This window comes from Nitratireductor pacificus pht-3B (genome assembly GCF_000300335.1).
Lineage (GTDB): Bacteria > Pseudomonadota > Alphaproteobacteria > Rhizobiales > Rhizobiaceae > Nitratireductor > Nitratireductor pacificus.
In genome coordinates, this window is sequence record NZ_AMRM01000039.1 from 1 (window position 1) to 11723 (window position 11723).

Genomic DNA, 11723 nt, shown 5'->3' on the forward strand with positions numbered 1-11723 from the left:
GTCCTTATTCCACGCCGAAACACACTCCAGCGGGTACATTCAGCTATGGTTGCCGGGTTACCGCCCTCTTGCGCATATCGTGGCGTGGGCCATGCAGACGGGCGAATGGCCAGAGCACCCGGTGGACCACGAGAATCACAAAAGGGATGACAATCGCTGGATCAACCTCCTAGCGACCACCCCAGCCGAGAACATGAGGAACCTGGGGCGGCGGGCCAACAACAAGTCTGGCGTGGCGGGGGTCTATTACAGCAAGGAGTTGAAGAAGTGGCGGGTATGGATTTCTGAAGAAGGGAGGAATCGCTACCTCGGCTCCTTCGAGACGAAAGAGGAGGCCATCATGAAGCGGAAAGCATTTGAGGCCGCCCTTGGATACCACCCGAACCACGGCACGGACACCGCCAACGGCGAGGAACCGCTCTTCAATGACAGGACCGAGATATGGTTCGATTGAAAGCCGGGCAGAACCGAGAACAAGAGTCCACCTCCGTCTTCCTCGACGCTTGGTTGACCGCAGAGGGGCATGCCTTGCGAAGCGTGGCGGAGCACCTCTTTGTAGCCATCCAGCCCGCCCCCAAAGGCCGCGTTAGGTCTCCCCGCCGTGACGGCATGGAGCGCAAGCGGTTCGTGGTCCAGAACATCGCGGCCAACCTCGCGCATCTCGCCCTAAGTCCCTCCCACATGCCGGGGAACGTCTTGGCCATATCCACCGCGAAGACGAAACCAACGCGATACGAAAGGGCAGATTACCCCAGGCGCATCCTTGGGGAGACTTTGAAGGAACTGGAGGCTGCGGGCTTCCTCATCCCACATGTATATCGCTTCAAGCAGACCACCACGACCGTGGAGCCGACCGCGAGGTTTCGGGGCCTACTGAAGTGCCACGGGGTCCGCTTGGCTGACATCGGGCGGGATGCTGGAGGGGAGACCATCCTGCTTAGGGCCAGACAACCACAGGAAGGCAGAGGGGACGGCCACCGCTACCGGCCCGCACCCAAGCGCCTGGTACAGTATGCCGACACCGAGGAGACCATGAGGCTCCGCGCCGAGGTGGAGACCGTTAATGAGATGCTCAATGCAGCAGGGATTACATACGATGGGGAGCCGGTGGGGCCAATCCGCCTCTATCGCTCCTTCCTCCTCCGGTCTCCTGAGGACCCCATTGGGTTCAACCTCCTCGGTAGAATCTGGGCAGGTTTCTGGCAGACACTAGATAGTAAGCTACGACACCGCATCACCATAGGCGGGGAGAACATAACCGATCTGGACTTCTCCGCGATGCACCCATCCATGGCATACCTCAAGGTTACGGGAAGGCTCCCAGATGGAGACCCGTACGACATTCCCGGCCTGGAGAAGCACCGAGACGGGGCCAAGCAGGCCATGGCGTCACTTCTCTCAAGGACAGGTCCCATGCGCCTCCTAGCGCCAAAGCTGAAGGCCAAGCTCCCCGAGGGCTGGACGGCCAAACGGCTTGTGCAAGCGGCTGGCTCTCGGCATCCTGTCATCGCTCACCTGTTCGGCTCCGATTGCGGCGTTGAGCTGATGGCCTTGGAATCGCGTATCCTCATGGCGGTGCTCTTGGACCTCGCCGCCAGAGGTATCCCCTCGCTGCCTCTCCATGACGGTATTCAAACTCGCGTTTCCGATAAGGAGCAGGCGCTAGAGGCCATGCGCACCGTCTCGGAGCAGATACTTGGCGTGGCGCTGACTGTTGGAGAAAAGCCTATCTGGCAACCTCCAGCACTTGCCGAGGCGGCATGACGCCTTAAACGGCCACTTACCCTCCCCCTGGCCGCTCCTCTAGGGGGCTGCTTGATGTCGCCTGAAGACGGGGGAGAGAGCATCTCCTCCGCTCTCCCTGGCTACATGGGGCGGCTTCGTTCAGTCTCCGCATTGGTGCTTAAAGTGACCGCCTTGGGGGTACCGGAAGGGCCATTAGGCAGCAGGGGAGAAGGTGAGAGATAATCTCCCCACCTAAAGGGCTACTCCAAGCACTGCCATCAAGCCCCGCCTCATGCAATAATTGGGTCTCATCCTCGACGGAGCCGCACCATGCAGGACCTCGCCACCAAAGCCGATCTGAAAGCCGCGCTTGATGCTCAGACCCTCAAGTTTGCGCTTCTGGTTGGCCTGAGCTTCGGGGCGCTCCTCGTGAGCTTGGTGGCTGGCATACTGGCGTCGGCATGATGTAGCTGCCCTCAGGCTCATGACGGGTTGGAACCGGATGGCGACACAAGACGCGGTAACGACTGGATGATGTTTGCGGTGTTGTCGGTGTGAGTAGAACCCTTAGAGTAACCTGTTTCTTGTGGCGTGAATATGCAATTGGAGGCGTGAGTGAGCACGATGTCTCGGCTGTCGGGGCCATTGGCCGCGTCTGCCAAAGCATTGAACGTGAGCAACGCGTTATAGCGGTGCCTGTTGACGATTGAGTTGTGCTTGTGGGCAAGAAAATTCCGGGCACACAGAAACAACATATAAGCGATGACAGCGAAGACCAAAACTTTGCTTAGGCCAAGCTGGAACGCATCATATGTCCCTGAGGGCTTGAGGATCGGCCATCGGTGAAAAGTTGCTGAAAGCGCAGCATACGCGCCCAGACCAATCGCGGAATAGATGGTCAACCAGCGCCACTTCTCCGCTGCGGTAGTGTGCTCATCACCCTCCTCCTTAAAATAAGTAGCTTGTTTTGAGACACCCTGTTCGGCAGCAACGCGGCGCACTTCCTCAAGGATACGCTGAGCCTCAACTTGCCGGTCCTCCAGCTGTTTGGCGGCTTCATCTGCACGATCCTTTGCCGCTTGCACCGCCGCCCGTGCTTCTCTTTCAATCGCGCTGAAGTCCCTCTGCCTAGAAGAGCCATAGGCGATGAGCCCCATGATCTGCGTGAACAGTGGTTCATACTGCGTCTCTAGACTCTTAATCAGGGCAGTTCGGTTCGCATACGCATCACCCTGCTTTGGGTCAAAGTTGAGAATAGACTCGAAGAGGCTGTAAGCGGAATCAGCTTGGCCTTTAATAATGCTCGCCTGCGCTTCAGGAAGATCATCCAAGTGCTGAGCCGGAAATTGTGAGAATAGGTTAATGATATTATTTGCTGCTGGCACGGCCTCTAGGAAATTTAGCTCGCTACCAAGAGCGTCTACTCGTGATAGCGACATGGCATCGAAATTCTGGATGCGGCTAAGTGATTTCGCTGCTTCTTCGTGCGTTGTACCGGCCATTGCTATTTCCCCCAAAGAAATTTCAAGCCGCCAAGTTACCCATATGAAATGTCTGTGTCACGTGAGCCTTCACCTAGACCGTCTTTTCCACTTGCCCCCCCAATTTGCTATCCGCGCCACGACTACCAATAGCACTTGGGGCTCCTTCCACCGGGCCGACTCCATGCACTGTTGCCGCCGCACCTACGACCGTTACGCATCCTGTCATATGGGCAGTCGCAGCCTTGACCATATGTCCCCTCCCGCACCGGCTGGCCTTGGCGTGAGTTCTCAGGGATCGCCCTTACCGCACGGCGTTGCGTTACGGGGGCTGGGGGTCTCGGCGCGGAGGTGAGCACAGGCCGCTCCCTAGAGACATACCGACTGGAGACCCAACCAGCCCTCCCACGATATTGCACACTGCGCCACGCGCCACGGGAGCCGACTGCAACCACCTGGGAACCCTTGGGGATCGTAGTGAGGATTGGCGAGGAGGTGCTGGGCTCAGTCCGCATGTTGACGTTGGCTGTTGTGTAGAGGGTCTCCGCAGCACTGGGCTGTTGTACTGCTTTGGGTGGCAACCTCACGAAAGAAGCTGGTGGCTGAGGCGTTGAGTCGGGCTGCGATAGGCGAGGCAAAGTTGGCGCGGAACTGGGCTTGTCATCGTCCCCGCTCCCGAGCCAGCCGAGCACCACCGCTCCAGCAACAAGCCAGCCTAACTTTGATGACCTTTTGCTCATCAGCCTCCCCACCCAAGATTATCTTGAGCCGGAACCAGCAGAAAAGTCGATACCCAAGTTGTTTTGGTGCCCGGACTGCCAAAAAAGGGTCGCCCACGCGACATCTCCAATTAACGTGGCAATGGACAGACTTCCCCCCTGGGCCACCCCTGTCGGCATGGGCCAGAGTGTTGGCGTGGGGTTTCGCCCCATGGTCTGCCTGCCGGGCACCCCCCAGCCCATCCAGCATGAGCCGCCCAAGAAGCTGGGGAGATGGTAGTTGACCCCTCCAGCGTCCAAATGGGTCACTTCTATTGGAGTGTACCTATAGCGAATCGCCTCAAGCCGTTTGAAATAGCACTTCGATAAATATCGTTGACAACTCAAAGCGAAGCAATATTATCGAAGCTACCCAAAGCGAACTATGGAGCCTTCCGTTATGTTCATCCGCGCATACCTCCGCGCCTCCACCAAGGAACAAGATGCCGCCCGCGCCAAGGCAGACCTCCAGCGGTTTGTTGATGAGCGGGGTCTGAGGATTGCCGCCTCCTACGTGGAGAACGAAAGCGGGGCCTCTCTCCAGCGTCCTGAATTGTTCCGCCTCCTCTCCGATTGTCAGCCTGGAGACGCTCTCCTGGTGGAGCAGGTGGACCGCCTGAGCCGGCTCAATGCCGCCGACTGGGAGAAGCTAAAGGCCGAGATCGCCGCCAATCGTGTCCGCGTGGTGGCCTTGGACCTCCCGACCTCTCACCAGCTCATTCAGCCGGGAGCCGACGAGTTCTCCGCCCGCATGCTGGACGCCATCAACGGCATGATGCTGGACATGCTCGCCGCGATAGCCCGAAAGGACTATGAGGACCGCCGCAGGAGGCAGGCCCAAGGCATCCAGAAGGCCAAGGCGGCGGGGGCGTATAGAGGAAGGCCCGAGGACACCGAACGCAATGCCGCCCTCATGGATATGCTCAAGCGCGGACAGACATGGGCGAGCATCGTGAAGGCCACAGGGGTCTCCACCTCAACGCTCTCCAGGTTAGCGAAGCGGATCAAAGAGGAGGATATGGGCGCACGCCCGCGACCGTGAATTTGACCTACCAGGACAGATATCTAGGCAAGTCCGCTTCCGGCTGTTGAATAGTGATCGATTTGAGAGTGCCGTTGGCCACATACTCAATGCCAGACTCTTCAAACCACCTAAGGACCGTTACCTCACTGAATCGAGCAACGACTATGCCCGAGCGGCAGCCACTCTCTAGGCAAATTACCGCGCGACTCAATCTCGGATCATCCTCTGGTAAACCAATTAAAGATGATGACAACCAAAAGGTAACGGCAAATTGAACCAGGAACGAGCCAACCAACAGCGCGAGGATAGATAGAACCGGGTTATTGAATGATACATGAGTCAACAAAACCAATGCCGACAAACACAACAAAACTACAATCCATTTTGCTCCGTATATTGGAGGGACAAAAACATAAACACACGAAACCGAGATTAAACACAATAAAGCTACAATCTTATCGAAGTATATTAATGCTTTCTTCCGTCGCACCTCAAATTGAAAAGGAGGCCTCATAGTTAGAATGCCACCAACGGCGATTAGGGCGATTGTGATAGGTGCTTTTCTAACGACTTCACTCCCGAGGTCGGCAATAGTGACCAAATGTATGCCGGGCAAACCCAACCCATAGAATCGCCCCGAAAGCGAAGCACTGCCGAGAAGGAAGCTTGCAGCTACGATTAGGGCCGTAAGGCCCGATGCTGCGCGAAAAAGTACTGCAAGGGCCGAATCCAAGGGGGGTGAATCTGATGCATTCTCATCGTTTGACATGGGCCGCACCTTAAATCTCGTATAACAGAAAACGCAATACGTCTTACTATCCGCTTCAATTTCAGGTCACTATAAACAGATTGAACTCTTGGTGAGCACCGTATGTTGTACCACAATATCGTGCTTCAGCAGATACGCCTAAGTTGAAGTATAACATACGGGTACTGAACACGCTTTTCGGCTAGACGCGTAACAGACCATGGTGGGGTCGGGAGAGAGGATATGGTATTCTTAGGAGCAATCGCTGTAATCGTGGTAATGTCAGCAATTCCTATTGTAGCCATGTGGGCTAAAGGTCAATTTGTTGGCCAGCAGGATGCACCGTTATTGGCAAAGCGCCTGTGCTTCTATGGCGTCTCATCGGGAGTGGCGCTAGGTGCGTTACTGATGCTTCGCTCCTCAGTCCCTGGTGCCACCTTCCTTGATTTCCTGGTTCTGGCTTGGATAACCGGCTCGCTCATCACCGTGTGTATATCGTTCCAGGAATCTTTTGGTGAGCAGCGATCCCACAGGGACCCTTAAGGCATACCTTGGAGTCCAGCGTCAGTTCACCACGTCTCCTCGACCACAGTTACCCGTGAGACACCGCCATGCTGCCAGTGAAAATCCAGCGCAGCTCTATCCCAGTGAACCACCACGCGCCCGAACAGTTGTCGCAACGCTGCGTTGGCCTCCGCATAGTCGAGAGGGTCTCTGGAGAGGGCTTTTCGTAGATCACTGAGACGTGCCGTGCGCGAAACAACATTGCGGCTGGCCCGTATTGCGGCAAGCTCCCGCTCCTCTGTCCGCACCCTTGCTAGGCTCTCCTCCGCCTTTGACAACTCCGTCCGAACGGCCTCTGATGGCCCGACCTCAAGGAATTCCACATAGCGAGCGATCCGCTTAGTGAGGGCTTCACGCTCCTTCTCAAGCCGCTTGGCCACGTCCTCGACAGTCTTGGACCCCACTGGCATATCTCTGGCTAGATGCTCATAGGCTTCCACAATGCGCGGCTCAATCCGGTCTATTCTCACCCCGTGATATTGACAACCTGCCCCAGCCTTTGCGCGGCTACACACAAGGTATGGGTAACCGCCCTTAGGACCGCCGCCCTTGTTGACCCTGAGCATGGAGCTTCGACAGTGAGGACATTGCGCCAGTCCAGCCAATAGGTGAGAGACCCTCCGAGTACCGGCAGGCTGGGCGGGGCTGCGTTTGGAGGACCTCAACGACCTCACCCGCGCAAAGTCCTCTGCCCCAATGATGGCAGGAAAGTAGTTTCGGAGAGGGGGTTGTGGCTTTCTTGTTCGCCGCCCGCCCTCATCGTACTCCAAGGTATGAGGAGTGAACTCCCCAATGGTGGCCGGATTGTCCAGTATCTTGAGGACGTATGATCTATGCCAGAATTCACCTCGCCCGAACGGCTGAACACCCTCCTTGTTGAGTCGCTGTGCGATACTGTGTGGTCCTTCCCCGCCCAAGTAGGCTTCAAAGATGCCCCTAACCACCGCCGCCCTGTCCTCCAGCGCCTCGAAGCCGTTGCCATCTTCCATTGAGCGCAGCCATGCGGGGGCAATAGACGTGATCGGACGGGACGAGGCCGAACCTCTCTTCTTCTCCCATGCTGCCTTCAATCTTCTCGACTTGATGACGCTTTCCTCATGCGCCCGGATGAGGACCACAACGGCCTCCAAGAGAGCGAACTCCGAATTCGTATCATCAATCTCGTAGACCCTACCGTTGGTGAGGGTGACCACCCTAATGCCCGCTTTTACTATCTTTCTCAGTTCCCCAACGGAGTCCCAAGGATCGGCCCGAGACATCCGGTCCAAACTCTCCATGAGAAGGTAAGAGCCTTTGGGTATTGCACCGATCTGGACGGCGTGGAGGAACTCTCCCAGTTTCCCCGATTGAAGATTCGCCCCACGAAAAGCAGACACCCCGAGGTCAGCAAAAGATCGGGAGTCCAGCACAAGGCCGTGCTCCCGCGCATATCGTTGCGCTAACTCGGTTTGCCTCCTAAAACTATCGCCGCGTTGCTGCTCTGGAGTGGAAAATCTTAGGTACGAGAACGCCAAGGGTGGCTTGAGGTTTGCAGACATAGAGATTCCATCAATGCAATTGGGTCTCTTGTCAATAACATGCTGATGATCGGCCCGCCGGGCGCCGGCAAGTCGATGCTGGCGCAGCGCCTGCCGTCGATCCTTCCGCCCCTGGCGCCGCGTGAGCTTCTCGAAGTGTCGATGATAGCCTCGATCGCCGGCGAACTGGCGGACGGGAAACTGTCAGACCGGAGACCGTTCCGCGCGCCGCATCATTCCGCCTCGATGGCGGCGATCGTCGGCGGCGGGCTCAAGGCGCGGCCGGGCGAGGCGTCGCTTGCCCATCACGGCGTGCTGTTCCTCGACGAGCTGCCGGAGTTTTCGCCGCAGGTGCTGGATTCGCTGCGCCAGCCGCTGGAGACGGCGGAATGCGTGATCGCCCGGGCCAATCACCGGATCAGCTATCCGGCGCGCATCCAGCTCGTGGCAGCGATGAACCCGTGCCGCTGCGGCATGGCCGGGGAGCCGGGCCACCGCTGCCTGCGCGGCCCGCGCTGCCAGAGCGACTATCAGGCGCGCATCTCCGGCCCGCTGCTCGACCGCATCGACCTGAGGATCGAGGTGCCGGCGGTGACCGCGGGCGAGCTGGTCGGCGCGGCGCGGGCGGAGGGCAGCGCGGCGATTGCCCAGCGCGTCGCCCGCGCGCGCGCGTTGCAGCACAAGCGCTACACGGCGCTCGGCCTGCCCGGCTGGACCACCAACGCCGCCTGCTCCGCCGCCCTGATCGAGGACATCGTGCCGCTGGAGGCGGACGGCATGGCGCTGATCCGCGACGCCAGCGAGAAACTCGGCTTCTCCGCCCGCGCCTATCACCGGGTTCTCAAGGTGGCGCGGACGCTCGCCGACCTGGATGGCGGCGACCGGGTGACGCGCATCCATCTCGCCGAGGCGATTTCCTATCGCATGGCCGGCGACCGCGCCGCGCGTGCGGCGTGAGCGCCGCCAAGGAGAATGGAGACGCCATCGCTGCCGGCCCTGTGGGAGCGGGTGGGCGGACTCATCGCCGAAAGGCCGGGCGATATGCCGGGCTTCGCGGGCACCCGCGCGAGCACGTCAGGGCTTCTTCTGCGGCCAGGTGGGGACACCTGACGTCCGCATGGAACGGAGAACAAGGGAGGTGAGCAGGAGAGCATTTCCATGAAATGGCGAACAGGCCCAAGCGAGGGGCGTGAGACGAGGGCGGGGCAGCGTCATTTCGTGAAATGATGAACCGGGTCCGTGCTTGCACCGGGATCCCGCTTCGGCGCGCTCTTGCGGCGATAAAAGGCCGCAAATATCCGCCGGGAGGAACGCGGTCGCTCCTGTCCGTCTGGCACTGCTTAAGGGATGTCGGGAGAGCTGCTCAAGCGTGTGAAACTGCGAGGAACACGCTTGGAGAATGGTGCCCAGGAGAGGACTCGAACCTCCACGCCTCGCGGCACACGGACCTGAACCGTGCGCGTCTACCAATTCCGCCACCTGGGCAGGTGTGCGCTGCCGATGTAAGGGCCAAGTCCTGCCGTGTCAACGCGGATTCTCGATCATCGGCGGGAAAATGACGGCGCGATGACATATTCGCCTGCGCCCCGCTGCGGACATGCTCCGGGGTCGGCGCGGGACCGCCTGTCGTTTCAGCGAAACGCCGATAAGGCGTGGGGTGGCGCGGCGCTCTCTGTCGTGACGAGGGCGTTTCGCAGCCAGATGGAGTCACCTGACGCCCGCTCAGGCGCAGAAGGCAAAGAGATGGAACTCTTCCGCGTTTCAATCAAACCGTGAAGAGATCGAGTGCCGCCGGATGAGAGCCCCGACCGTGCCGGTTCGATCGGCCAGGCAGGTCGGGCGGCGCGGCGTTTCCATGGACCGCGAAACCGTGGTCGATCGCCGTGCGTCCTTTCGGACGCACTATAGCGTCTTCCAGTCAGGTGGAATCACCCGACGTTCGCATAAACGCAAGAAAAAGAGATAGACCCGTTCAACGTTTCCGTGAAACGTTGAACGGGTCTAGGGACGATCCAGGTCATTGATGGAGCATCGGTGTAACCGAAAACCGGGTTCCACTTTTCGGTTCGATGCTCTACGGCCGGCCGGCCGGCGCGGCGCTCCGTGGGGGCGTTCCGGCCCGTGGTCAGTCCTCGAGAATCTCTTTCGAGGCGACCGTCGAATCGGCGTTGAGACGGTAGACGATGGGCACGCCGGTGCCGATCTCGGTCTTGACGATTTCCTCGCCGCTCATGCCGTCAAGCGCCATGACGAGGGCGCGCAGCGAGTTCCCGTGCGCGGCCACCAGCACAGTCTCGCCGCGCAGCACATGCGGCAGGACGTCGTGCAGGAAATAGGGCCAGACGCGGGCGCCGGTGTCCTTCAGGCTCTCGCCACCGGGCGGCGGCACGTCGTAGGAGCGGCGCCAGATGTGCACCTGCTCCTCGCCCCATTTCTGGCGCGCATCATCCTTGTTCAGACCCGAGAGATCGCCGTAGTCGCGCTCGTTGAGCGCCTGGTCGCGGATGGTCTCCAGGTCTTCCTGGCCGAGCTCGCGCAGGATGTGATCATTGGTCACCTGCGCACGGGACAGAACCGAGGTGAAGGCGATGTCCGGCCTGAAGCCGCGCGCCTTCAGCTTGCGCCCGGCTTCCTTCGCCTCCTCATGGCCCTTCTCCGTCAGGCCCGGGTCGCGCCAGCCGGTGAAGAGGTTCTTCAGGTTCCATTCGCTCTGGCCGTGGCGGACGAGGATCAGTGTGCCGGACATGATGGCGGTTCCTTCCAGGATTCGTCGATCGGATTAGGTGTTCAGCCCGAGCACGTCGAGCATGGAGTAGAGGCCGGGCTTGCGGCCATGCGCCCAGAGCGCGGCCCTGGCCGCGCCATGGGCGAAGACGCCGCGGTCGCCGGCCTCGTGGGACAGGGTGATGCGTTCACCGGGGCCCGCCAGAAAGACGGAATGCTCGCCGATGACCGAGCCGCCGCGCAGCGTCGCGAAGCCGATGGTGCCGGCCTCGCGCGGGCCGGTCTGGCCGTCGCGCACCCGCACGCTGTTCTCCGCAAGCGCGATGGCGCGCCCCTTCGCGGCCGCCTCGCCGAGGAGGAGCGCCGTGCCCGACGGCGCATCGACCTTGTGCCGGTGGTGCATCTCCAGCACCTCGATGTCGAAGTCGCCTGCGTCGAGCGCCCGCGCCGCCTGCTCCACCAGCACGGCGAGCAGGTTGACGCCGAGGCTCATATTGCCCGACTTGACGATGGTCGCGTGATGCGCCGCGGCGGCGACCTGCGCCTCGTGGGCCGGCGTGAAGCCCGTGGTGCCGATGACGTGCGCGATGCGCGCCTGCGCCGCATAGCCGGCGAACTCCACGCTGGCATCCGGCGAGGTGAAGTCGAGCACGCCGTCCGCGCCGGCGAAGGCCGCCAGCGGGTCGTCGGTGATCGGAACGTTGATGATGCCGATGCCGGCCAGTTCGCCGGCATCCCTGCCGAGGAAAGGCGACCCCGGCCGCTCGATGGCGCCCGCGACATGCATGCCGTCCATTGCGTGGACGGTGCGGATCAGCGTCTGGCCCATGCGGCCGGCCGCGCCGACGATCACCAGCCCTATGTCGCTCATGCCTTGCTCTCCTCGCCGACGGGCGCATCCACCGTCCCGTCCACAGGCGCGGCACCGCCCAGCAGGTCCTCGCCACGCTCGCTCTGCATCCTGTGGAAGCGTGCATAAATGCCGTGCGGCTTGCGCACAAGGGTGGCGTGCGTGCCTTCCTCCACCAGATGCCCCTCCTCGAGCACGACGATGCGGTGGGCGTTGACCACGGTGGAGAGGCGATGCGCGATGACCAGGGTCGTGCGCGTCTTCATGATGTCCTCGAGCGCTTCCTGAACGCGCGCCTCGGATTCATTGTCGAGCGCCGAGGTCGCCTCGTC

At 60.4% G+C, this 11723-nt stretch carries 10 protein-coding genes, 1 tRNA gene and 2 pseudogenes; 5 read left to right on the top strand and 8 right to left on the bottom strand.

Translation table 11 applies throughout. The annotated features are described in order from the left end of the window. The 3 genes from NA2_RS20990 to NA2_RS22425 all read left to right on the top strand — a co-directional run. On the top strand, positions 1 to 454 hold a 454-nt coding region (locus NA2_RS20990; protein WP_008599291.1), incomplete at its 5' end, for an HNH endonuclease signature motif containing protein. Continuing rightward, the gene (locus NA2_RS20995; RefSeq protein ID WP_040678944.1) at positions 442 to 1764 is read left to right on the top strand and encodes a hypothetical protein; all 1323 of its coding nucleotides are present in this window, start codon (positions 442 to 444) and stop codon (positions 1762 to 1764) included. The genes NA2_RS20990 and NA2_RS20995, both read left to right, overlap by 13 nt. Positions 1765 to 2055: 291 nt before the next feature. Then, positions 2056 to 2190, top strand: a complete 135-nt coding sequence (locus NA2_RS22425; RefSeq protein WP_274531976.1) for a hypothetical protein — start codon at positions 2056 to 2058, stop codon at positions 2188 to 2190. Between the two features lie 17 nt (positions 2191 to 2207). Here the strand turns inward: NA2_RS22425 and NA2_RS21000 are convergent, their stop codons facing one another. Together NA2_RS21000 and NA2_RS22500 are read right to left on the bottom strand one after the other, a co-directional pair. Further along, positions 2208 to 3227: a hypothetical protein gene (locus tag NA2_RS21000; RefSeq protein WP_008599293.1), complete on the bottom strand. Its 1020-nt coding sequence runs from the start codon at positions 3225 to 3227 to the stop codon at positions 2208 to 2210. Positions 3228 to 3349: 122 nt separating this feature from the next. After that, complete coding sequence (locus tag NA2_RS22500; protein ID WP_086005989.1) at positions 3350 to 3946, bottom strand: SH3 domain-containing protein; 597 nt, start codon at positions 3944 to 3946, stop codon at positions 3350 to 3352. A gap of 418 nt (positions 3947 to 4364) precedes the next feature. Between NA2_RS22500 and NA2_RS21005 the strand changes: the two genes are divergently transcribed. After that, positions 4365 to 5006 carry a recombinase family protein gene (locus tag NA2_RS21005; RefSeq protein WP_008599294.1) on the top strand — a complete coding sequence of 214 codons (642 nt, stop codon included), beginning with the start codon at positions 4365 to 4367 and terminating at the stop codon, positions 5004 to 5006. A gap of 7 nt (positions 5007 to 5013) precedes the next feature. On the opposite strand, the gene NA2_RS22110 is transcribed toward NA2_RS21005, so the two are convergent. Both NA2_RS22110 and NA2_RS21010 read right to left on the bottom strand, forming a co-directional pair. Then, positions 5014 to 5757, bottom strand: a complete 744-nt coding sequence (locus NA2_RS22110; protein WP_157188357.1) for a hypothetical protein — start codon at positions 5755 to 5757, stop codon at positions 5014 to 5016. Positions 5758 to 6305: 548 nt separating this feature from the next. Next, on the bottom strand, positions 6306 to 7838 hold the full coding sequence (locus NA2_RS21010) for a recombinase family protein (protein WP_008599295.1): 1533 nt from the start codon (positions 7836 to 7838) through the stop codon (positions 6306 to 6308). Positions 7839 to 7871: 33 nt separating this feature from the next. Between NA2_RS21010 and NA2_RS21015 the strand changes: the two are divergent. Next, positions 7872 to 8774 (top strand): annotated as a pseudogene (locus tag NA2_RS21015) (YifB family Mg chelatase-like AAA ATPase); the annotation flags it as partial. 443 nt (positions 8775 to 9217) lie between these two features. Here NA2_RS21015 and NA2_RS21020 read toward each other — a convergent pair. The 4 genes and pseudogenes from NA2_RS21020 to NA2_RS21035 all read right to left on the bottom strand — a co-directional run. Further along, positions 9218 to 9302, bottom strand: a tRNA-Leu gene (locus NA2_RS21020). 640 nt (positions 9303 to 9942) lie between these two features. Then, complete coding sequence (locus NA2_RS21025) at positions 9943 to 10563, bottom strand: 2,3-bisphosphoglycerate-dependent phosphoglycerate mutase (protein ID WP_008599299.1); 621 nt, start codon at positions 10561 to 10563, stop codon at positions 9943 to 9945. 33 nt (positions 10564 to 10596) lie between these two features. Then, positions 10597 to 11412 (bottom strand): 4-hydroxy-tetrahydrodipicolinate reductase, encoded by an 816-nt coding sequence (dapB, locus tag NA2_RS21030; protein ID WP_008599300.1) that lies wholly within the window; start codon positions 11410 to 11412, stop codon positions 10597 to 10599. Then, positions 11409 to 11723, bottom strand: a pseudogene (locus tag NA2_RS21035) (ABC transporter ATP-binding protein); the annotation flags it as partial. The gene dapB and the pseudogene NA2_RS21035, both read right to left, overlap by 4 nt.

What these genes read in the sequence shown, in the direction of transcription:
- NA2_RS20995 (WP_040678944.1), top strand. Translation starts at nt 442, where the DNA reads ATGGTTCGATTGAAAGCCGGGCAGAACCGAGAACAAGAGTCCACCTCC.
- NA2_RS22425 (WP_274531976.1), top strand. Translation starts at nt 2,056, where the DNA reads ATGCAGGACCTCGCCACCAAAGCCGATCTGAAAGCCGCGCTTGATGCT.
- NA2_RS21000 (WP_008599293.1), bottom strand. Translation starts at nt 3,227, where the DNA reads ATGGCCGGTACAACGCACGAAGAAGCAGCGAAATCACTTAGCCGCATC.
- NA2_RS22500 (WP_086005989.1), bottom strand. Translation starts at nt 3,946, where the DNA reads ATGAGCAAAAGGTCATCAAAGTTAGGCTGGCTTGTTGCTGGAGCGGTG.
- NA2_RS21005 (WP_008599294.1), top strand. Translation starts at nt 4,365, where the DNA reads ATGTTCATCCGCGCATACCTCCGCGCCTCCACCAAGGAACAAGATGCC.
- NA2_RS22110 (WP_157188357.1), bottom strand. Translation starts at nt 5,757, where the DNA reads ATGTCAAACGATGAGAATGCATCAGATTCACCCCCCTTGGATTCGGCC.
- NA2_RS21010 (WP_008599295.1), bottom strand. Translation starts at nt 7,838, where the DNA reads ATGTCTGCAAACCTCAAGCCACCCTTGGCGTTCTCGTACCTAAGATTT.
- NA2_RS21025 (WP_008599299.1), bottom strand. Translation starts at nt 10,563, where the DNA reads ATGTCCGGCACACTGATCCTCGTCCGCCACGGCCAGAGCGAATGGAAC.
- dapB (WP_008599300.1), bottom strand. Translation starts at nt 11,412, where the DNA reads ATGAGCGACATAGGGCTGGTGATCGTCGGCGCGGCCGGCCGCATGGGC.